General features: G+C 69.7%; 17 protein-coding genes. 4 read left to right on the forward strand and 13 right to left on the reverse strand.

Annotated elements, in window-relative coordinates; all coding sequences use genetic code 11:
• Positions 1–46 precede the first annotated feature (46 nt).
• From rdfA to DVH23_RS06060, 4 genes are all read right to left on the reverse strand, one after another.
• A complete protein-coding gene (gene rdfA / locus DVH23_RS06045) occupies positions 47–655 on the reverse strand; it encodes a rod-determining factor RdfA (RefSeq protein ID WP_198667859.1) in 609 nt (202 codons plus the stop codon).
• Positions 656–1,043: 388 nt separating this feature from the next.
• Positions 1,044–1,283, reverse strand: a complete 240-nt coding sequence (locus DVH23_RS24150; protein ID WP_198667860.1) for a hypothetical protein — start codon at positions 1,281–1,283, stop codon at positions 1,044–1,046.
• Positions 1,284–1,331: 48 nt separating this feature from the next.
• A complete protein-coding gene (locus DVH23_RS06055; RefSeq protein ID WP_114576537.1) occupies positions 1,332–2,912 on the reverse strand; it encodes a glycosyltransferase family 39 protein in 1,581 nt (526 codons plus the stop codon).
• 62 nt (positions 2,913–2,974) lie between these two features.
• Positions 2,975–4,051, reverse strand: coding sequence for a glycosyltransferase family 2 protein (locus DVH23_RS06060; RefSeq protein WP_114576538.1), 1,077 nt, complete (start codon positions 4,049–4,051; stop codon positions 2,975–2,977).
• A 153-nt stretch (positions 4,052–4,204) separates the two neighbouring features.
• Between DVH23_RS06060 and DVH23_RS06065 the strand changes: the two genes are divergently transcribed.
• The gene (locus DVH23_RS06065) at positions 4,205–5,149 is read left to right on the forward strand and encodes a lysylphosphatidylglycerol synthase transmembrane domain-containing protein (RefSeq protein ID WP_114576539.1); all 945 of its coding nucleotides are present in this window, start codon (positions 4,205–4,207) and stop codon (positions 5,147–5,149) included.
• Here the strand turns inward: DVH23_RS06065 and DVH23_RS06070 are convergent.
• Both DVH23_RS06070 and DVH23_RS06075 read right to left on the reverse strand, forming a co-directional pair.
• Positions 5,137–6,405: a sulfatase gene (locus tag DVH23_RS06070; protein WP_114576540.1), complete on the reverse strand. Its 1,269-nt coding sequence runs from the start codon at positions 6,403–6,405 to the stop codon at positions 5,137–5,139. The two genes, DVH23_RS06065 and DVH23_RS06070, sit on opposite strands and share 13 nt — an antisense overlap.
• Before the next feature lie 52 nt (positions 6,406–6,457).
• Complete coding sequence (locus tag DVH23_RS06075) at positions 6,458–7,405, reverse strand: glycosyltransferase (protein ID WP_114576541.1); 948 nt, start codon at positions 7,403–7,405, stop codon at positions 6,458–6,460.
• 225 nt (positions 7,406–7,630) lie between these two features.
• Between DVH23_RS06075 and DVH23_RS06080 the strand changes: the two genes are divergently transcribed.
• Entirely contained in the window at positions 7,631–8,566 is a 936-nt protein-coding gene (locus DVH23_RS06080) for a hypothetical protein (RefSeq protein ID WP_114576542.1), read from the forward strand.
• A gap of 1 nt (position 8,567) precedes the next feature.
• Positions 8,568–9,878, forward strand: coding sequence for a sulfatase-like hydrolase/transferase (locus tag DVH23_RS06085; protein ID WP_114576543.1), 1,311 nt, complete (start codon positions 8,568–8,570; stop codon positions 9,876–9,878).
• Here the strand turns inward: DVH23_RS06085 and DVH23_RS06090 are convergent.
• Entirely contained in the window at positions 9,869–10,900 is a 1,032-nt protein-coding gene (locus DVH23_RS06090; protein WP_114576544.1) for a lysylphosphatidylglycerol synthase transmembrane domain-containing protein, read from the reverse strand. The two genes, DVH23_RS06085 and DVH23_RS06090, sit on opposite strands and share 10 nt — an antisense overlap.
• Before the next feature lie 266 nt (positions 10,901–11,166).
• On the opposite strand from DVH23_RS06090, the gene DVH23_RS06095 reads away from it, so the two are divergent.
• Positions 11,167–12,288: a glycosyltransferase gene (locus tag DVH23_RS06095; protein ID WP_114576545.1), complete on the forward strand. Its 1,122-nt coding sequence runs from the start codon at positions 11,167–11,169 to the stop codon at positions 12,286–12,288.
• On the opposite strand, the gene DVH23_RS06100 is transcribed toward DVH23_RS06095, so the two are convergent.
• The 6 genes from DVH23_RS06100 to DVH23_RS06125 all read right to left on the reverse strand — a co-directional run bounded on the left by DVH23_RS06100 (position 12,289) and on the right by DVH23_RS06125 (position 20,386).
• A complete protein-coding gene (locus tag DVH23_RS06100; RefSeq protein ID WP_114576546.1) occupies positions 12,289–13,266 on the reverse strand; it encodes an aldo/keto reductase in 978 nt (325 codons plus the stop codon).
• A gap of 74 nt (positions 13,267–13,340) precedes the next feature.
• Positions 13,341–16,166, reverse strand: coding sequence for a DEAD/DEAH box helicase (locus tag DVH23_RS06105; RefSeq protein WP_114576547.1), 2,826 nt, complete (start codon positions 16,164–16,166; stop codon positions 13,341–13,343).
• A 90-nt stretch (positions 16,167–16,256) separates the two neighbouring features.
• The gene (locus tag DVH23_RS06110; RefSeq protein WP_114576548.1) at positions 16,257–16,568 is read right to left on the reverse strand and encodes a hypothetical protein; all 312 of its coding nucleotides are present in this window, start codon (positions 16,566–16,568) and stop codon (positions 16,257–16,259) included.
• A 50-nt stretch (positions 16,569–16,618) separates the two neighbouring features.
• Complete coding sequence (locus DVH23_RS06115) at positions 16,619–17,398, reverse strand: metallophosphoesterase (RefSeq protein ID WP_114576549.1); 780 nt, start codon at positions 17,396–17,398, stop codon at positions 16,619–16,621.
• Positions 17,399–17,402: 4 nt separating this feature from the next.
• A complete protein-coding gene (locus DVH23_RS06120; protein WP_114576550.1) occupies positions 17,403–19,118 on the reverse strand; it encodes a hypothetical protein in 1,716 nt (571 codons plus the stop codon).
• Entirely contained in the window at positions 19,115–20,386 is a 1,272-nt protein-coding gene (locus tag DVH23_RS06125) for a Single-stranded DNA binding protein (RefSeq protein WP_114576551.1), read from the reverse strand. The genes DVH23_RS06120 and DVH23_RS06125 overlap by 4 nt, the downstream gene beginning before the upstream one ends.
• Positions 20,387–20,447 lie beyond the last annotated feature (61 nt).

Raw genomic sequence — 20,447 nt, forward strand, 5'->3', positions numbered from 1 at the left:
TCGGTCACTGCTTATAAATATTCATGACTTGCGTCTGTCGGTTCGCTCAGAGCTCGCAGTCACAGCCGCCCTGGGAGATCAGCTCGTCGATCGTGTAGTCGGTCCCGCAGTTGTTACAGACCGCCCGGACGTTGACGAACGTCTCGTACTCCCGGTCGGAGAGCAGTTCCGCCCGGGAGAGCTCCTCTAACGTGGAGTCGGTAACGACCTGCGTGCGGCTGGCGAGACGTTGGATCGTCTCCTTTTTCCGCTCGATCCGGTCGCCGTCGTCCCGGGTGAGTTCGGCCTCCCGCACGTTCGTGAGATAGGTGTGGATCGCCTGGTGGGTGACGAAGTCCGAGAGGACGTCCTCGACCTCGACGCCCGCCCGCTCGAGTTCGCGGCGCTTGCGGATCTCGTCCGACCGGGGGACGTCATCGTCCGAGAGCGTGTGATAGGTGCTCTCGACGTCGCTCTCGATGGTCGACTCGCCGGCCGCCGAAAGCGCCGCCCGGAGCACCTCGACGTTGAACTCCGTCGCCAGATCCCGCAGGCTCGTCCGATCGGTCCCGTCGCCGACCCATTCGCGCTCGAGGCGGTCGCCGAGTCCCTCGAGGTCGTAGGCGTCGATGACGCGCTCGACCTTGGTCTGGCGGCGCCCGTTGGTTCCGGCCATGCCCGAGTAGAGAGAACCCACCGTTACAAGTGTTGCGCACGCCGCCCCGGCCGGGGCGAGACGGGAGCCGTCGTCGCTCCCGAAACTCCATTACACTACTACGCCTGTGAGCTACGCCGGGCGTCTGACGCGCGACTGACGCGCCCGAACGGGCCGTTCTCCGCCGGCCGGGTCGACCGGACCGCGACGAATTATACGAACAGTAGTGCGTTCCACTATTCATATGATTACGTATATCTATCCTCGAATCGTTTCGAGCGCGGACTGGTATGAGTCAGGGCTGGAATCTCCGAGTAGCCGCGGAACGGCTCGGTATCGGACGGATGAGGGAAGATCGCGGTTTCAGGGGCGAGAATGTTAACCGAATACAATACATATCCGGATAGCGTTAGTTCGTCCGGGAGACCGTTCGAGAGAGGACGCGATCGACGTCCACCGACGCGTTATCCCGGTCGGGTGCGAGCCGGTTCATAGGGTCCTCGTCGTCGGCGACACGGGCCTCATCAGCCACGGGATCACGCGGGAACTCGCCGCGGCCGGCCACGGCGTCACCTGCTACACGCGCGGGGAGACGTCCGCGACGGTCCCCGAGAGCGTCGAGTTCGTCCACGGCGACCGCGACGACCATAACCGGCTCGAGGGCGACAGCCGGTAGCCGGCCGGCCCGCCGGTTCCGTCAGCCGCGGTCGCCGACGAACTCGACGACGGCGACGCCGTTGACGGGGCCCTCGGCGAGGACTCGATGGTCGCGGTCGAGCTGCTGGCGGTTCTCGACGGGAACGATCGCGTACCGGACCGCCGGGTCGCCCTCGAGCGCTATGGAGGATGCTTCCTCGAGCGGACGGTCGCCGTAGAACACGAGCGACATTAGCGCACGGCGGTCGGTGTCCGTGTGGACGTAAACGGGCTCGTCCTCGGGGACCTCGACGTCGATCGCCTCCCCGAGTTCGCGCTGTTCGGCGTCGTGGGCCTCGGCGGGTGCCGGAGCGTAGACCCCGACCAGCAGGAGCGCCAGACAGAGACAGACGGCGGCATATACCGCGGTCCCGGCGCCCGAGGGGAGTTCGACCGAGAGGTCGAGGGACTCGACGCGGGCGGCGAGAGCCGCCGGGACCGAGCTTGCGAGGACGGCACCGGGGACGTACATCGGGAGGAGGTACCAGGGGTGGTTGCCGCCGGCGACCGCGAACGTCAGCGGGACCGCGGCCGCCCACCAGCAGAGGAACAGCCCGTCGGCGTGGGGAGCGGGGCCGTCCCGGCGGACCCGCCGACCGAGGAGAGCGACCGCACAGACCAGTCCGGCGCCGAAGACGGGCAGCGCGTAGGGGTAGGGCGGCCCGAACATCTCGAGGGCGAACCGGAAGTAGGGGTAGTTCATGAACCCGAACAGCGGCTCGGCCGGCGGCGGGGCCATCTCGCCGCTCGCCCGCGAGGCCGCCGCCGTCAGGAAGTATTGGTGGACGAACTCCTCGCCGTGGACGAGCCAGGCGTAGAGATGCCACGGGAGGGCGACGACCGCCGTCGCGGCGACGGCGGCGACCGTCCAGGGCGTGCGGTAGGCCCGGAACGAGTGGACCAGGACGGGCGCGACCGCGACGACGAACACGCCCGCGGCGACCCCCTTGGTCATCACCGCGAGCCCGGCACAGATCCCGGCGGGAACGAGCAGGCGCGGCCGCTCGCGGCCCCGCCAGGTCAGCCAGACGAAGCCGCTGCCGGCGAGCGCCAGCAGGGGGTCGGTGACCGCGGCGCGCCCGCCGTGGCTCCCGAGCAGGAGGCCGGGGAACACGAGGAGGACGACGGCCCCGGCAAAGCCCGCCCGGCGGCCGTACGTCCGCGCGCCGATCCGGTAGACGAGCCCCGCACAACCGAGGGCGGCGATCGCCGAGGGGAGCCGGGCGGCGAACTCCGAGACCCCGAGGAGGACCATCGCGCCGGCTTGCAGCCAGTAGGTAAGCGGCGGCTTCACCAGCCGGGGCTCGACCGCGAACCCGGGCTCGTGGGTGTCGAGCCGGATCCGGGGCTCGAGCCAGCTTCCTCCCTCGGCCATCCGCCGGGCCGGGACCGCGTACCGGGACTCGTCCCAAACCCGGAGTGGAAACTCGCCGAGCCCCTCGACGTAGAGGGCGATCCAGAGCCCGACGACGGCCGCGAGCAGGAGCCGGTCGACGGTTACGGCCCCGCGGAGACGAGCCAGGCGGGACTCGAGCCGGCGACCGGCGGCGACGGACGACTCCGACGGCGATCGAAGTCCCATCGGGAGCTACCGGCGGCCCCCGGAGGGAGCGGCTTCCGGTTTGTCCGTCGCCCGCGAGACCGTCATTCTCCCCCCTCGATCGCGACCGGCGACTCCTCGCGGCTCCGTCGGACGGGCCGGTCGGCCTGCCCCTCGGGCTCGCCGCCCTCGATCCGGGCGATCCGGTAGGGGCGCGTCTCGCGGTGGAGCAACCGGCTCTGCATCTCGGCGAGGACGCCGAACATCACGAGTTGGAAGCCAAAGAGGATCAGGGCGACGACGAGCACGAGCCGGGGGAGGTGGGGGAGCAACGACGCGCCGAGGGCGTACTTCATGACGACCGCGTGGCTCCCGAGGAGCCCGCCCAGCCCGAGCAGGCAGACCCCGGTCCCGCCGAGGAAGTGAAGCGGGCGCATCGAGTACCGGTTCCAGAAGACGTGAAAGCCCAGGTCGACGAACCCCCGGAGGAGCCGCCCCGTGCCGTAGCTGGTCGTCCCCGCAGTCCGCGGCCGGTGGGCGACCGGCTCCTCGGCGATGGCAAAGCCCCGGTTGTAGAGCTTCGCCGGGATGTAGCGGTGGCCCTCGCCCCGAAGCTGGAGCTCCTCGACGGCCTCGCGGCGGTAGGCCTTCAGCGTACAGCCGAAGTCGTGGATCTTGGGGCCGGTAAACCGCGCGAGCGAGGTCTGGATCCGGGAGGGGAGCGTCTTTGAGAGCGGGTCCTGTCGATCCCGGCGCCAGCCGCTGACGCAGTCGTAGCCCTCAAGCAGACGGGAGAGCAGCCGGGGAACGTCCGCGGGGTCGTTCTGGCCGTCGGCGTCCAGGGTGACGACGAACTCCCCGTCCGCCTCGTCGAGGCCGGCACACAACGCGGCGCTCTGCCCGAAGTTCCGGGTCAGGAACACGCCCCGAAAGCGGTCGTGGGAAGCGGCCAGCTCCCGGATCACCTCCCTCGTGCCGTCGGTGCTGCCGTCGTCGACGACGACGATCTCGACCGGCCGGAACTGGGCCATCTCCGCCCCGTCGGCGACGGCGACGATCTCCTCGACCAGCGCCTCCACGTTCCCGCGTTCGTTGTACGCCGGGAGAACGATCGACGTCCGCACCCGCCGGGCGTCCCCGCGCCCGCCGATCGCGACGCCGCCGGCGTGATCCCCGTCCATGCCCAAAAGTCGTTCACGAGTTGATAATAAACGTTGTCCTCCGGGCGCCGGGACCGCGGTTCACAACCTATAACCCGGCCCGACGTGTTGGCTCCGCCGGAGCCCACCCGCCACGAATCCGCCGTCACAGCCTGTTGGCACCACCCTGCCGCCATGACCCTGCCAGATCTCCGAACGGCCGGCCGCGTCGCGGTCAGCCTCGTCCTCCTCGGAGCCGTCGTCGCCACCGTCGGCGTCGAGACGGTCCTCGAGGGGCTGGCCGAGCTCCGGCCGACCGCCCTCGGCGCCGCCCTCGGGCTCGCCGTGCTCAACGTGGCCATCAGCGCCTACAAGTGGGGCCTGCTCCTCCGGATCAAGGGGATCGACCTCCCCTTTCGCACGCTGCTCGCCTACTACTACGTCGGCCAGTTCTTCAACGCCTTCCTGCCGACGACCGTCGGCGGCGACGGCGTCCGGGTCTACTCCCTCCACGCGCACCACGACGCCGGCCCCGACGCGGTCTCCTCGGTCGTCATGGAGCGACTCACCGGCTTGCTCACGGTGCTCGCGATCGGGGGCGTCGCGACCGCAGTCGTCGCCGACCGGCTCCCGCCGGTCGTCTCCGGAACCGTCCTGCTGGCGCTCCCCGCGGGCGCGGCCGTCGCCGGCGTCCTCTTTACGGGGACCGGCCGGGGGGTTCTCGAGAGGACACTGTTTCGCGTCTCCCGGTTCGACCTCGGCGACCGCCTCGCCGGGGTGTACGACGCGATCCACGACTACCGTGGCGCCGGCCGGGCGCTCGTTCCGGTCGTCGTGCTCTCGCTTGTCTTCCGGCTCGTCCTCGTCGTCAATAACTACGTCGTCGCGGTCGGCCTCGGGATGGAGGTCTCGTTCGTCTACTTCCTCGCTTTCGTCCCGCTGGTCGAGCTGTTGTTGTTCGTCCCCGTCTCGATACAGGGCTTCGGCGTCCGGGAGACCGCCTACGTCTACCTCTTCGGCGCCGTCGGCGCGCCCGCGGGCGCCGCCCTGACCCTCGGGATCGCCATGCAACTGGTGCTTGGGGTCTTCAACAACCTCCTGGGCGGGCTCGTCTACCTCCGGGGGTCCTACTCCCGGTAGCCCAGATCGGCGAGCATCTCCTCGGTTCCGGAATCGACCTGCTGGCGCTCGACGGCGTCGAACTCGTCGAGCCAGTCATCGAGCTCCGCGGCGAGATCCCCGCGGCGCTCGGGGTGCTCCCCCGCAAGGTCCCGTCGTTCGCCCGGGTCGTCCGCGAGGTCGTAGAGTTCCTCGTCTCCCGCCCCGCGGTCGCGGACGAGCTTCCAGCCCTCCGTCCGAAGCGCGACCCGGTCCTCGAACGTCGGGTAGGCCATCGCGAACAGCGGCCGGTCCTCCGCCAGAGGAGCGCCGTCGGCGAAGAGGGGTCTCCCCGCCGGGCCGAGCGGGTCGAGGCCCGAAAGCGAGAGCAGCGTGGGGACGATATCGACGGTCCGGGCCTGCCTGCCGACCGTCCCCGCGGGAAGCGAGTCGTGGGCGAACACCAGCGGGACGTGGAGTTCCTCGTCGTACAGCGTCCGGCCGTGGCCGGTGTAGCCGTGGTCGCCAAGTGCCTCTCCGTGGTCGCCGGTGAGCACCACGAGGGTCTCCTCGGCCAGCCCGCGCTCCTCGAGGTCGTCGAGCAGCCGCCCGACGTGGTCGTCGGCGTGGATCATCGCGGCGGTGTACTCGTCGTGGTCGGCCCGGAGCCCCGGCGGGGCGTTCCGGGGCTCGTGGAGGTCGAAGTAGTGGACCCAGCCGAAGAAAGGCTCCTCGACGGCCTCGAGTCCCGAGCGGGCGTCGGCCGTGACCTTCCGGGCCGGCCGGCAGTGGAGATCGATGAGCCCGGTCCTCCGGAGGAACCGTTTAACGGTGTAGGGGCCGACGCCGCGGTCCTTGACGGCGCCGAAGACGGCGTTGAACCCCTTGGTGTCGTAGATCCGGCTCAGGATCGGGTAGAGCGTGCCGTAGGCCGAGCCGTCGAAGTAGCGGTCGAACCCGCAGCCGAGCCCGGAGTGGTCGTCGGCGAGGTGGTCGACGCTGACGACCCCGAACGTGTTGTAGCCGGCCTCGCGGAAGCGTTCGGCCGCGACCGGCCGATCCGCCGGGAGGCCCCAGCCGTTCTCGACGACGCCGTGGTCCATGGGATAGGCACCGGTCAGTATCGAGGTGAGGCTCGGGTCGGTCGTGTTCGCGACCGTGAACGCGTCGTCGAACGTCGTTCCCCGGGCGTCGAGGTCGGCGAAGGTCGGCAACAGTCCGGCGTCGATCCCCTCGCGAAACCGGTCGGCACGGAGGCAGTCGACGGTCACGAGGAGGACGTTCTCGATCCCGTTCATTGGAGCGACGGTCTCGTGGCCCCCACGTAAGCGTGTCGTCTCGCCGACGGGACTACCGGGCGAGCCCCCCGAGGGCGGCCTCGACGACTCGATCAGTCCCGTTCTCGTAGCCACGGGGCGCCTCGGTGCGCTCGATGCCGTCGACGACCTCGGGGACGGTCTCCGCCGAGTGAAACCCCCGGAGCGGATCGACCGCCCGGGCGACCCCGCGCTGTTCGGAGGTCTGGGGGAGGACGATACAGGGTGTGCCCGCGACGGCGGCCTCCATCACCGTCGAGTAGCCGCTACAAACCACGGCGTCGGCCGCCTCGATGTGGCCCTGGAGCGAGGCGACGACCTCCCACTCGTCGCCCCCGACCGCGGTGACCCGCCGTCCGGTCGCCTCGATCGCCCCGGTCAGACGCTCCTCGTCCACGCTGAAGGCACTCGGGACCACTAGAACTCCGACCGGCTCCTCGACTGCCTCCCCGCCGCCGGGCGCGATCGGCGGAATCTCGACCGCCTTCGGGATCGTCGGCTCGCCCTCCCAGACCTTCGGGAGCAGGAACCGCTCGGCGGTCAGGGCCGCAAACCGGTTGCGGAGCCACGCCGCGGCCCGCTCGAGACGGTTCGTATAGAAGCCCGCGGGGTCGTGGGTGACGTAGTAGTAGGGGATCGACCGGACCGTCGCCGCGATCGCCGCCGAGAGGTCGTCGGCGACGAGCAACGGCGGCGTGTGAGTCTCGAGCCAGGAGACGTACTCCGTGACGCGATCGACGAGGTTCGGGAAACACTCCTCTATGACGACCAGGAGGTTCCCCCGTTGATAGCTCCGGATGAAGTCGACCGCACGGGGGGCGAACTCGGTGTAGCCGTTTTCCTCGACGAACGCCCGTCCGGGGCCGCCGCCGGCGAGGACGGTCTCGTGGCCGGCGTCGGCGATCCCGTCGGCGACCGCGAGCATCCGGGTCGCGTGGCCCCCGCCCTCGCAGTAGTGGGCGACCGCGATCGCCCCGTTCATGGGTGGCCGGCCCGGCCCTCGATCGGAGAGGTTGGCGCCCGATCTCGACTCCGACGATCCCCCGTTGCCCGCGCGTTCGGCGACCGAACTCCTGAAAACCGCTTGGATCCACCCACAGTCACCGGGGATCGAGTGTGTCCCTTCATAAACTTATCCGATTCCACCGACGAGCCGCCGGATGGATGGCTTTTTGCCCCGACGGCCGAACCTTCGACCAACGTCCGCATGCTCCGAACGAACCCGACGGACGCGGCCGCGACCGCCGCCCGCAGCCTCCGTCACGCCGGTCTCGGCGCGGTCCGGGAGTTCGCCTGGCGGACCGCCTTCTCGCTGCGGCGCCCGCCCCGGCCCGACCCGGTGCTGGCCGCCGACTGGGACCTGCTGGTCGTTCTCGACGCCTGCCGTGCCGACGTCTTCTCGGAAGTCGCGGCCGACCACCCTTCAGAACGGCTCCACCCCGGCGAGACGCGAATCTCGCCGGCGAGCAGTTCCGTCGGCTGGCTCGAGGCGGTGTTCGGGGGCGCCGACCCCGAGGAACTCGAGGACCTGGCCTATGTCTCGGGCAACCCCTACACCGACCGGGTTCTCGAATCCGACCCCTTCGGCGCCATCGAGGAGGTCTGGCGGGAGGGCTGGGACGACGACCTCGGCACCGTCCCGCCCGAACCGATCACCGACCGGGCGATCGACCTCGGTCGAACGGGCGAGTTCGATCGGATGGTCGTCCACTACATGCAGCCACACTTCCCCGCGATCGCGCCCGGGCTCTCCGGGGGTGACGAGGGCGTCTCGCTGTCGGCGTTCGGCGACGAGCCGATGTCGGTCTGGGAGGCCCTGCGGTTCGGCCGGGTGAGCGAGCAGACGGTCAGGGAACGCTACCGGGCGAACCTCGCGTACGTCCTGGGGGAGGTCGAGGACCTTCTCTCGAACGTCGAGAGCGAACGAGCAGTGATCACCGCGGACCACGGCAACGCGATCGGCGAGTACGGCATCTACGGCCATCCCAGCGGCGTCTCCCTTCCCTGCCTCCGGGAGGTTCCCTGGTGCGTGACGACCGGAACCGACCGGGGGACTCGCGAACCCGACGGGCGGACGGCCGACCAGAGCGAGCCGACGGCGACGGTCGACGACCGCCTCGAGCGCCTCGGCTATCGCACCTGACATGACCTCGAACACCCCAACCGGCGTCGAGAACGCCGGCATCGCTGGCGACGGCACCGTTTCGGGCGACTCTCCCGGGGACCGTCCGAACCTCCTCCTGGTCTGTGTCGACTGTCTGCGCCAGGACCTCGTGATCACCGACCGGACCGAGACCCCCTTCCTCGACGACCTCCGCGAGCGGGGGACGGAGTGTACGTCGATGTACGCGACGGCAACGACGACGACCCCTGCGGTCGCGAGCCTCCTGACCGGTTCCTACGCCGAGCGAAACGGCATCCACTCGCTGCGCCGCGGGCGCCTCGCCGAGGGGGTCGACTTCCTGCCCGAGGTCCTCGGCGAGCGGGGCTGGCATACCGAAGGGATGGTGACCGGGCCGCTGGTCCCCGAGACGGGTCTCGACCGGGGGTTCGACGCCTACCGCTGTCGCGGCGAGGACGAATCCGTGTTCGGAGCCTGGCGCGAGCGGGCCACGGCGCGCCTGGGCGCCCTCCCGGAGCCGTTCGCCGCGGTCGTCCACCTCTGGGAGCTCCACGAGGACGTCATCGTACCGTCGGCCTACGACCGCAAGGGGTACGGGGGGACGCCCTACGAGCGGGCGCTGTCGGCGCTCGACCGCGAGATCGAGGCGCTGGTCGACTCCGTTCCCGACGACACCGTCGTCGCCGTCGTCGGCGACCACGGCGAGAGCATTACCCACCGACACAACCCCCTTCGGCTGGCGGCGAAGTCGGTCCGTGACGCCCTGAAGTACTACGGCGGGATCGACACCCGGAGGGCCGTCCGCCGGATCAACCGCCGCCTTGAGGATCTGGGCCCCGACGTAGCCGACCACTTCCTCGAGAACGGCCACGGCGAGAACGTCTTCGACTTCACGACCAACGTCCCCTTTATCCTTGCCGGGCCGGGCGTCGAGCCGGCGACGGTCGACGCCCAGGTCCGCGCCATCGACGTCCTCCCGACGGTGCTCTCGGCCCTCGGCGTCGAGCCCGCCGGCGACGGCGAGGCGATCCGACCCCGCGAGGGAGTCACCGACAGGCCGGCGTACCTTCGGGCGTGTGGCGCCTCGCTGCGGGGCGAGCGCAACTGGGCGCGGGCGGTCCGGGACGGCGACGCGAAGCTGGTCACCTACCCCGGCCGGGAGTGGCCTCCAGAGCTGTACGACCTCGAAGCGGACCCACGGGAGCTCTCGCCGGTCGACGACCCCGAAACCGAGGCCCGGCTCGCGGAGCTCCTGCCCGAACGGGGCGTCGATCCGACCGACGTCGAGGATCTGGAGATCGACGACCACCTCCGGGCGCTGGGCTACCGGTAGCCCCGGGCGCCGAGGACGCCGGCCGCGGCCGCCCCGACCGCCGACGTCAGCAGGTAGCCGCCGACGCTGTGGATCGCGACGGCGGCGGTCGCCGTCCCCGCGTCGAGCCCCGTCAGGAGCGCGAGCAGTCCGACGGAGGCGACCTCGACGCCGCCGAGCCCGCCGGGGGTCGGGACGACGCTCGCCGTCGCCCCGAGCGGGACGACGAAGAAGGGAACGACGAGCGGGATCGAGCCGCCGACTGCGAGGACCGAGAGCCAGAGCCCGACCGCCTGGACTCCCCAGCCCGCCGCCGAGAAGGCGACGGCGGCGGCCAGCCGCCGGCGGTCGCGCGCGACGACCGCGAGCGAGGAGAGAAAGCCCTGAAGCTGGTCCGCGAGCCCGTCGGGATCGGGCGGAGCGGGGAGAAGCGGGACCGCGCTGGCGACCCGGTCCGTAGCCTCGAGGACGCGGGTCGCGGCTCCGAGGACGGCGCGCTCGATCCCGCGCCGGCGTCGCCAGGCGACGGCGACGACGCCCGGGAGCGAAACGGCGACGGCGACGACGCCCGCGAACAGCACGCGGAGGTCGGGATCGATCGTCGCCGTCGTGGCGTAGTAGGCCGCGCCGACGGCCGCAAGCGTGACGGAGGGCACCACGTTGATCGCGTCGTGGCTCGCGACCGCCGCCAGGTTCACCTCGTAGTCGGTCCCGATCGATCGGGTGAGCAGGTAGGCCGTCGCGGGCTCGCCGCCGGCCTGGCCGACCGGCGAGACGTGATTGAAAAAGGCCGCGGCGGCGTTGACGAGGACCGCAAGCGGGAGGCCGACGTCGGCCTCGAGCGCCCGGAGGACGTTCCAGAGCGCGACCCCCCAGAAGCCGTTCCAGAGGAGGATCGTCGCCCCGACGGCCGCGACGAGCGCGGGGTCGGCACTGAGGAGCGCGGCGACGACGGTCCCCGTGTCGATGAGCCAGAGGAGGACGGCGAGGACGGCACCGGCGACGACGAACCCGACCGCCGACGCCCGGATCGTGGTGGCCACACCGGCGCTTCGAACGCGGAGACCATCAGTTTGCGGACTCCGGTCGAGACGGAACGTTGATAAGACGACCGTGTGAATCCCGCCGTAACCCGAATGAGATCGAGCCACGACCGCGCCGGCGATGCGAGGGTGTGTGCGAGCGTGTCGATCGGGGTTCGACGGGGGGAATGCGGGGCCGAACCGGACTCCGGGAGCGGCGATCGCCACGAACTCGATCCGGACCCGGAACTGGAACCGAAGCCGATCCGAACCCGGGTGGGCAGACGATGAGGATCGGCTTTTTCACCGACAGCTACTTCCCGGAGATCGACGGCGTCACGTACACGATCGACCTCTGGCGCGAGGAGCTCCGGTCCCGGGGCCACGAGGTGTACGTCGTCTACCCCGACGGCGACTACGAGCCCGACGACCGCGAGATCCCAGTCGCGTCGGCGCCCAACCCCTTCTACGGCGGCTACCGGATCCCGCTTTTCAAACGGCCATCCGACCTCCCGGAGCTCGACGTCGTCCACTGTCACGGTCCGGCGACGATCGGCCTCCTCGGGCGCTACTACGCCCGTAAACACGACCTTCCGTCGGTCTACACCCACCACACGCCCCTCGAGGAGTACTTCCACCAGAGCGTCCGGTCGGAGACGGTCGCTGACACCCTCGCGCGGCTCTACCTCCCCCTGGAGAACGGCTTTCTGAGCACGTTCGACGTCGTGACGGCCTCGACGAACCGGATCGACCGCGAGGTCGACCACGTCACCCTCCCGGTCGGGATCGACATGGAGTTCTTCGAGCCCTCGCCCGTCGACTGGTTCGCCGATCGGACCGTGATCGGCTACAGCGGCCGGCTCAGCATGGAGAAGAACGTCGCCGACGTCCTGGCAGTCGCCAAGGAACTGCCCGACTACGAGTTCGTTGTCGTTGGCGAGGGCCCCTACCGGGAGCAACTCGAGGCCGAGGCTCCCGACAACGTCGACTTCTGGGACTTCCTCCCGCGGACGGCGCTGCCGACGTTTTACTCCTCGATCGACGCCTTCGCCACCGCCTCGACGGCCGACACCCTCGGGCTCTCGACGCTCGAGGCCAACGCCTGTGGAACCCCGGTCGTCGCCCCCGACGTCCCCCCCTTCGACCGGACGATCGGCCCCGACAACGGCGAGCGGTTCGTCTCCGGGGACGTCCGGTCGATGGCCACCGCCGTCGAGACCTGTCTCCGGACCGACCGGGACACCCGCGGCGGCGTCGAACGCTACGCCGTCGATCGGACCATGTCCCAACTCGAGGGGATCTACGAGGAGCTCACAGCCCCCGAGGAGTCGGTTCGCCTCGCGTTCGATGGCCCGATCGACGATCGGACCGACGACCAGGTCGATCTCTCCGCCTCTCGGCGGACGTAATCAGGCACTGCGGGCGTCGTCGACCCGCCGGCGCTGGTCGGGGGCGAGCTCGACGTCGGTCGCCCCGAGGTTCTCGGATAGCTGGTCGGTCGTCCGTGCGCCGACGATCGGGACGCAGGTGAACGCCTCCTGATCCATCAGCCATCGCAGCGCGACCTGTGCGGGGGTGGCACCCTCCTCGTCGGCGATCGCCCGGACCTCGTCGAGGACCTGCCATCCCCGCTCGGAGACGTACCAGTCGCCGAACATCTCGTCGAGATCGCCGCGCGAGCCGTCCGGCGCGTCCACATCCTGGGTCCCGTCGCCCGCCCGCTCGTACTTGCCCGTGAGAAATCCGCCCGCGAGCGGCGAGTACGGGCAGACGGCGAGATCCTGATCGGCACAGACGTCGAGGTAGTCGGCGACGTCCTCGCGGTAGGCCGCGTGAAAGAGGGGCTGGGTGACGTCGAACCGTTCGGTCCCCTCGACGTCGGCCTTCCAGAGGGCCTTCGTGAGCTGCCAGGCGGCCATCGTCGAGGCGCCCAGCGAGTGGACCTTCCCCTCGCGGACGAGGTCGTTCAGGGTTCGAAGGGTCGTCTCGATCGGGGTCTCCTCGTCGAAGCGGTGGATGTAGTAGAGGTCGAGGTAGTCGGTGCCAAGCCGATCGAGGGTGCCCTCGATCTCCGCGCGAACGTTCTTGCGCGAGAGGTTCTCCTGAAATCGCGAATTCTGGGACCAGTAGACCTTCGAGGCGATCACGTACTCCTCTCGGTCCTTCCCCTCGAGCCAGTCGCCGATCCAGCGCTCGGAATCCCCGCCGCCGTAGCCGTTCGCGGTGTCGATGAAGTTTCCGCCCGCGTCCGCGAAGGCATCCAGTAACTCGTGGGCCGATTCACGGTCGGTCTCGACGACGCCGCCCGACTCCTGGCCGAAGCGCCAGGTGCCCAGACACAGCGGCGAGACCTCGAGGCCGGTCGAACCGAGTCTGACGTACTCCATAGCTCGATTCACCACCCCGAGAGGGTTAAAGCCGGGTTCACCGGCGAATTAGGATTAGTCCTGGTCGGCCACAGTCAGTCCCAGAACGACTGGGTCCGGGCGTACTCGCGTTCCTGGGCGAGGATGTCCCTGTAGAAATCGTCCTCGCTCTCGCGGAGTTTGTTGATGATTCGGGCGGCGTTGTGCGGGCCGACGCCGCGGGCCGCCATCGCGATGGCGGCCCGCTTGCCGTGGCTCTGGACGAGACTCGCCGAGCGAAACGCCCGTTCGGTCATCTCTCGCTGCTCGTCGTCCTTTTCGGCGGCGCGCACCGCTTTGACGACCTCGTCGGCCCAGGGGTTGAGCGCGGCGATCCGGGTCGAGCCACACTCCGGGCATGTCGGTTGCTCCTGTATCCGTCGAACCTTCGTCCGAACCTTCCAGTCGTGGCAGTGGGTACACAGCAGGATCATCCGATCGTCGCGGATCCGCTCCCGGACCGTCTCGATCACGCTCGCGTCGGCGTTTTCGGGCGAGAGGAGTTCGGTCCCCGCCGACATCCCACCCGTTCCGACCGCGGTCCGCCCGCCCACCGTCGCGACCTCGAGGTCGCCCGACTGAATTCCCTCGAGAACTCGGGTCGCGTGCTCGACGTCCAAGTCCTCGTGGAAGATCTCGCGGAGCGCCTCGTCGTACATCGGGGTGTCCTCCAGGGCCGCGAGCAGCCGGTCGTTCGAGAGACGCCCCGAGCCCTCCCAGCGTTTGAGCGCGCCGAAGCTGGCGGAAACTTGCGCCAGCCGGAAGGCCAGCGCGTCCGAGCGTTTGAGCCCGAGTTCGACGATCGTCCGGACGTGGTCGGGGTCGGTCTCCCGCAGCACATCGAGGACGTCCGTCGTCGATACTCCTCCAGGGACCTCGAGTTCAATCCGGTAGGGGTCGGTCTCGAGGCCGATCGAGGAGCCCGTCCGCTGGCCGAGGAGTGCCGAGAGCGTCCGTCCGAGGGCCTCGTTAGCCATGTGGCCGAGGTGGGCGTTGAGCACGATCGTTCGGCCCTCGCGCTCGAGGACGAGCCGGTCGTCGGTCGGCATCGGGTGGTCGGCCTCGACCTGGCGGGAGAGTTCGTCGATCGCCTCCCCCAGCGTGTACTCGTCGGCGGGATACCGTCCGGCGAGGTCGCGGGCGACGCTTCCCCCCTCCGCGCCCGCCCGGAGCTGGGCGTCACAGACGCCCCGGAGCTCGCCGACCTCGCCCGCGACGGGGGCGGGAACGGGGATCTCCTGGCCGATCCAGGAGGGGACCTCGCCCGCGGGGTCCTCGATCGGACTTACTTTTACTTTCCCTTCGTCGTCGTTGATCTCCGAGATCCGCCACATCTCCCCGCGCTGGATGAACACCTCGCCGGGGGCCGCGAAGTTGACGACGAAGCGCTCGTCCAGGGTCCCGATCTGGCTTCCCCCCGCGATGTCGTGGACCTCGTAGGTCTCCTCGTCGGGGATCATCGAGAGGTTTCCATACACATACTGCCAGGTCCCGCCGGTCGTCTCCAGGCGATCCTCGCCCTCGTCGAACCAGACTACCTGATTGCGATGGAGTTCCGAACAGATCTCACGAAATCCCTCCTCGGAGAGCTCCCGGTAGGGGTACGCTCGAGTAACGATCTCGTAGGCCGTCTCGAACGGCGTCGAGCCACGGCTCTGGACGAGTCCAGGTACTTGGTTCGCGACGACGTCCAGACTCCCTTCGTGGATCGCCGCGGGTTCGACCTCGCCCGCGCGCGCCCGGCGGGCGATGGCCAGTGCCTCGAGGGTGTCGTCGGGACGAGTGGTGACGATCGTCCCCTCCGAGACCTCGTCGCTCCTGTGCCCCGCCCGGCCGATCCGCTGGAGCAGCCGGGCGACCTGACGGGGACTCTTGTACTGGATCACGTGGTCGATCCGGCCGACGTCGATCCCCAGTTCCATCGAGGAGGTACAGAGCAGGGCGTCGATCTTGCCTTCCTTGAACCGATCCTCGACGTCGATCCGGGCCTCCTTCGAGAGCGAGCCGTGGTGGACGCCGATCGGGAGATCGAGTTCTCGAAAGCGCGAGCCGAGGGCTTCGGCTGTCTGGCGGGTGTTGACGAAGATCAGAGTAGATTCCTTTTCGGCCACCAGATCGCGGATGTACCGGACGTGACTCGCCGTGTCGGGTTCGGTCATCAACTGTCCCGACAGCGCCTCGTCCTCGTCGGTGATCTCGGGTTCGCGGACGGTCACCGAGACGTCGCTGCCGACGTCGATCTCCCGGACCTCGCAGGGCCGCCCGCCCGTGAGAAAATTTGCTACTTCGCTGGGGTCGCCGACGGTCGCCGAGAGCCCGATCCGCTGGAACCCCCCCGAGAGCTCACGGAGGCGCTCGAGTCCCACGGAAAGCTGTGCGCCCCGTTTGGAGGCCGCGAGCTCGTGGACCTCGTCGACGACGACGTGGGAGACGCTCTCGAGGCCCTCCCGGAGCCGTTCCCCTGTAAGCATCGCCTGGAGCGTCTCGGGGGTCGTCACGAGCACGTCCGGGGGGTCCTCGGCCTGTTTGCCCCGCCGATACTGGGTGGTGTCGCCGTGGCGGACGTCGACCTCCAGATCGAGGTACTCGCCCCACCACTCGAGGCGATCCCGCATGTCCCGGTTGAGCGCCCGCAGCGGGGTGACGTAGAGCGCGCCGAACCCCTCCGGAGGATCCTCCGAGAGGTCGTCAAAGACGGGCAGCATCGCGGTCTCGGTCTTCCCGCTCCCGGTGGGCGCGATCACGAGCGTGTGCTCGCCCGCCGCAAGCGGCGGGATCGCCAGGCGCTGGGGGGCCGTCGGCGTCGAGAAGCCCCGCTCGGAGAGCGCCTCGCGCACCGCTTCCCCGAGGCGAGCGAACGCCGCCTGGTCCCCGCGCATCATCGGCGGAACCAGGGGCGCAGCGGCCAAAAGGTCGTTGTTCGTCGACGTGGCTCGTGATCGGCCGTCACGGTCGAGTCGGCTCGACCGGCATCAGGAGTCGTCGAGGTCCCACGCCTCGTCCTCGATCCGGACGGTCTCTATGTCGTCGCCGTCGCCGACGACTCGAAAATCGAACCCGGCTGGGTCGCGCGCGAACTGGACGTCCGTCCGCATCGCGTCGGCCCGGAACTCCCGGACCTCGGCGGTAGGCGTCTCGCGGTCGTCGGCCGGCTCGAGCCCGAACTCCTCGTAGGCGACCCTGGTCGAGGCCTCGACCAGGTCGTCCTCGCCGTAGAGGTCGACGTCGATTCCCTCCGCGGTCTCGGTCTCCCGAACCTCGAGTCGGTAGGTCTCCATCGGCATGAGTGGGCGATGGCCGTCCCGGTGCAAGGACCCCCCGCTTGCATCTGCTACTACACCGACCGGTAGTCGCCCAGCCGGGTGCCGTCGAGGAGGTAGGCCTCGCCTCCCGCCAGCCCGTTGGGCAGAAAGGGCGAGAGAAATGACTGGTCCGGGAGGTTCGTCCAGGTTCCCCCAGCAAGATCGTTGAACGCCGGGAAGACGACCATCTCGGGGGGCTCTTCGTCCCCGCCGAGCCAGCCGACCGCCTCGTAGCCCGCCCGCTCTTCGAACCCCGCGGGCTCGAGTCGGCCCCGGAGCCAGACGCGCTCGACCCGGCTCCCGCCGACGCTGTCCTCCAGACGGACGCAGGGATGCTCGTGGCCCAGACAGAGAACCTCGCCGGAGAGCGCCGCGGGCGCCGGCCAGGTGTGGCCGTGACAGACGCCGACGCCGCCGAGGCGGAATCCCTCGCCCGGTCGGACGTCTACGCCCTCGAGCCAGCCCTCGATCTCGCCGTCGTGATTGCCTTTTACCAGAAGGACGTCGAGGGCCGCTGGCAGGGACTCGAACAGCACCTCGAGCTCGCCGCGTTCGGCACCTCCCGGCCCGCCGATCGAGTGCATCAGGTCCCCGAGGACGACGAGCCGGTCGGGATCGGTTCGGGAGACCAGCGAGAGGAGCCGGTCGCGGCGCTCGCCGGCTCGACTCGGCACCTCGATCCCCCGCTCGGCCCGGAGCCCCGCCTCGATCCCGGCGTGGTAGTCCGCGATCACGAGCGCGCGCTCGCCCCCGAGGTCGGCGACCGCCGCCGGTTCCCCCGGGATCGGCTCGACTCGGCCGTCGTCGACCATCGGCTCAAATGGCCTTCAGCGTCCCGTCCTCGGGCTCGTAACACTGGCCGCTCATCAGCGCCTCGTCGATCGCGGACTCGACCGCCTCCTCGTCGGTACCCGTCTCGCTCGCGACCCGCTCGACCACCGTCTCGCGGTCGGCACCGTCGCCGTCGTCTAACTCCTGCATCGTCTCGACGGCGTACGCCTCGAGATCGACGTCCCCCTCGTCCTCCCCGCCGGCCTCGTCGTCGGTTTCGGTGGCGTCCTCGGGCCCGGCGTCGGCCGACGTCGGCTCGCCGCCAGCATCCGATCTGCTGGTGTCCGTCGCGTCCGAGAACCCCTCGCTCCCGGAGTCGAAGTCCTCTAGGGACTCCTCCTCGGTCGCCGCCCCATCGCCCGGCTCTGTCCCTTCCTCGCGCTCCTCCGGCTCGGGGGCCTCGATGTCGGCCTCTCCGGGCTCTTCGACGTCGGATCCGGTCGTGAACTCGGCGCCGAACTCGTCTTCGATCTCTTCGCGCTCCTCGTCGTCCATCTCGTACATCCCGGCCTCTCCCTCGACGTTCTCCTCGAGGTCGGCGGCCGCTTCTGTTCCGTTTTCGCCGGCCTCACTGTCGGCTTCGGTACCGGCTCCGCTCTCGGCCTCCGGTTCCGGCTCCTTGTCGGCCGGCTCGGAACTCGAGTCGGCGGCCGCGGATTCCTCGGAGACGGGGTCCGGTTTCTCACCGGCGGCCGGCTCGGGATCGTCCGCCGGTTTGGCCTCCTCGCGGTCCTCGGGCTCCGTGGTTGCGGTTTCCGGCGCGGACTCCGTGTTCTCCATCGCGGTCTCCTCGTCTCCGCCTTCGGGTTCGACGTTTTCGGTATCCGTTTCGGCCGCACTCGTCTCCGTGGGCGCTTCCGCGTCGGTCGCATCCGGCTCCCCGGACTCGTCCGTCTCCGTCGGCTCGCCCGCGGTCGTCGGTTCCGAAGAGGCCAGGTCAGAGTCGGCGACTGCGGCCGGCTCCCCGTCGAACTCCCGGGCGAGATCCGCGTACGCGATATCTGTCTCTCCCTCGCCGCTTGGTGCGATATCGAACGGCGGGACCTCCTCCAAGTCGCCGGCGATCACCCGGACTGCGTCGGTCGCCAGTTCCGAGAGTGCCCCTAGGTAGTCTGGGGTCGTCCCGTAGTGGGCGAGCGCGAGGGCGGTCCCGCTAGCGAGGCCCCTCTCGATGCCCCGATCGGCGAGCAGGGTCGCGAGCTCGTCGTCGCGGGCCTCCTCGGTCGCAGCCGCAGCGATGGTTCCGATCCGGTCGTCGGTCCGCTCGGCGGTCGTCACCACCCACCGGTCGCGGGTGTCGGCGTCGACGACGGCGATCGACTCCGGGCGGACCGAGGTGTAGATCCGATCGCCGTCGTCCGGCTCGAACGTGCGGGCCTTCCCGGTGACGGCGACAAACTCGGGGGGGTCGGCGCTCTCGAGGAAGGCCAGGGCCTCGGGCTGGTACTGGCCGGCGTAGACGACGAACGCGCCCGTCGGGTCGACGACGCGGGCGCGGACCATCTCCTCGTTCACTCGACTGACTTCCGTCAGGGTGCCGACGACGAACAGCCGGTTGATCCGTGCGCCCGTCGGCGTGATCACGTAGTTGGGCGCCCGGTCGTCGTCGCTTTCGGTATGCGAGAGGGTGGCGTCGTCGTATTCTGCCGCGAAGATCCGGTAGGCGACCTCGCGGCCGACGGGCTCGTCCTCGCCGCTCATGCTTCGATCCCCTCCAGGTAGGCCGTCGCACGCGCCTCGGGGTCGTCGTCGCTTTCCGAAAACTCGCTGACGTCCAGGTTGGCGCCGTACTCGTCGACCGAGAGGTGGCCCCGAACGCGGTACTCGCGGCCGACGATCCGCTCTGCGATCCGGTCGGCGACGACCTCTTGGTCCATCGCCTCCCGGGCCTCCTCGCGGGCGTCCTCGATGTCGCCGCCATAGATTTCGGCGGTGAGGTCGTGGCCCAGGATCGCGGTGACGGTCCCGGTGCCGTCGTCGACGATCGCCTTCGTCCGGAGGTCGTCTACGCCCTCGACGTCGCCGTGGCTCCGGCACTGCCCGCGCTGGACGACCCGGTTACACTCCGGACAGCGCTGGATGAGCCCGGAGCCGTCCCGAACCGCCAGGAGATTGCCGACCAGGGCGACGTCGTAGACGCCGCCGGAGTCGACTGCCTCCCGGACCGACATCGTCGGCGCGTCGCTGCCGACGTCGACCTCCCGATCCATGAGAGTGACCGTCGAGTACTCCGAGACGTTGACCTCGGGCACGCCGCGGAACTCCCGAACGTAGGCGTTCTCGATCCTGACCGAACTCCCCTCCTCGATCGCAGGGTCTGGGTCCCAGTTCGTGAAGGGAAGGCGGCCGCTCTCGTCGCCGAACACTCCGCTGAGTATCTCGGTCTCGCCGTCGCGGCCGTCGATCGTCCGCCGTTCGCACTCGACGACGCTCACCTCGACGGTCACCGCCCGGTCGCCCGTCGCGAGGTCCGCGAGGTCGGCCTCGCCGCCGACCTCGTAGGGCACTTCGAGGGGGTCGTCCTCGAAGGCGACCGAGGTGCTCTCGCCCAGATTGAGTTCGGGTTCGCCGTTCCACTCGCGGACGCCGGCGTTGCCGGCGGTGATCGTGTCGCCGGGAGAGAGCCCGAAGTCCTCCCAGGCGGTGTAGTCGATGACGCCGGTCCCGTCGGCCAGTCTCCCCTCGACGATGACGTGATCGGAGCCCTGATAGCGGATCGAGCGCTCGCCCGCCGTGAGCACCCGGCCGGTGACCGTCACCGCGCTGACGTCGGTCGTGATCGAGCCGACGTCGGTGGCCGTAGGACCGCCACCGCCGGCAGAGCCGTCGCCGTACTTCCGGCGGAGGCTCCCCTTGGCCTCGTCGATCGGCACGCTGTACTCCACGAGATTCCGCAGGTCCTCTAAGACCTCCTCGTTGTCGACACCGAGGTCGGAGGCAAGATCCTCGGCATGGGATTCGAGATCCATCACTCGCCCTTCGAGCGGGGAGTTAAAAAGCGTTCCCGCAGGAGGGCGAAAGTGAAGTCGG

This window comes from Saliphagus sp. LR7, assembly GCF_003344565.1.
Taxonomy (GTDB): domain Archaea; phylum Halobacteriota; class Halobacteria; order Halobacteriales; family Natrialbaceae; genus Saliphagus; species Saliphagus infecundisoli.

Bases quoted from the DNA above. Each gene is read 5' to 3' on its own strand.
- rdfA (WP_198667859.1), bottom strand. From the start codon at position 655: ATGGCCGGAACCAACGGGCGCCGCCAGACCAAGGTCGAGCGCGTCATC.
- DVH23_RS24150 (WP_198667860.1), bottom strand. From the start codon at position 1,283: ATGGTCGTCGCGGTCGCCGTGGACGAACTCGACGCTCTCGGGGACCGT.
- DVH23_RS06055 (WP_114576537.1), bottom strand. From the start codon at position 2,912: ATGGGACTTCGATCGCCGTCGGAGTCGTCCGTCGCCGCCGGTCGCCGG.
- DVH23_RS06060 (WP_114576538.1), bottom strand. From the start codon at position 4,051: ATGGACGGGGATCACGCCGGCGGCGTCGCGATCGGCGGGCGCGGGGAC.
- DVH23_RS06065 (WP_114576539.1), top strand. From the start codon at position 4,205: ATGACCCTGCCAGATCTCCGAACGGCCGGCCGCGTCGCGGTCAGCCTC.
- DVH23_RS06070 (WP_114576540.1), bottom strand. From the start codon at position 6,405: ATGAACGGGATCGAGAACGTCCTCCTCGTGACCGTCGACTGCCTCCGT.
- DVH23_RS06075 (WP_114576541.1), bottom strand. From the start codon at position 7,405: ATGAACGGGGCGATCGCGGTCGCCCACTACTGCGAGGGCGGGGGCCAC.
- DVH23_RS06080 (WP_114576542.1), top strand. From the start codon at position 7,631: ATGCTCCGAACGAACCCGACGGACGCGGCCGCGACCGCCGCCCGCAGC.
- DVH23_RS06085 (WP_114576543.1), top strand. From the start codon at position 8,568: ATGACCTCGAACACCCCAACCGGCGTCGAGAACGCCGGCATCGCTGGC.
- DVH23_RS06095 (WP_114576545.1), top strand. From the start codon at position 11,167: ATGAGGATCGGCTTTTTCACCGACAGCTACTTCCCGGAGATCGACGGC.
- DVH23_RS06100 (WP_114576546.1), bottom strand. From the start codon at position 13,266: ATGGAGTACGTCAGACTCGGTTCGACCGGCCTCGAGGTCTCGCCGCTG.
- DVH23_RS06105 (WP_114576547.1), bottom strand. From the start codon at position 16,166: ATGATGCGCGGGGACCAGGCGGCGTTCGCTCGCCTCGGGGAAGCGGTG.
- DVH23_RS06110 (WP_114576548.1), bottom strand. From the start codon at position 16,568: ATGCCGATGGAGACCTACCGACTCGAGGTTCGGGAGACCGAGACCGCG.
- DVH23_RS06115 (WP_114576549.1), bottom strand. From the start codon at position 17,398: ATGGTCGACGACGGCCGAGTCGAGCCGATCCCGGGGGAACCGGCGGCG.
- DVH23_RS06120 (WP_114576550.1), bottom strand. From the start codon at position 19,118: ATGAGCGGCGAGGACGAGCCCGTCGGCCGCGAGGTCGCCTACCGGATC.
- DVH23_RS06125 (WP_114576551.1), bottom strand. From the start codon at position 20,386: ATGGATCTCGAATCCCATGCCGAGGATCTTGCCTCCGACCTCGGTGTC.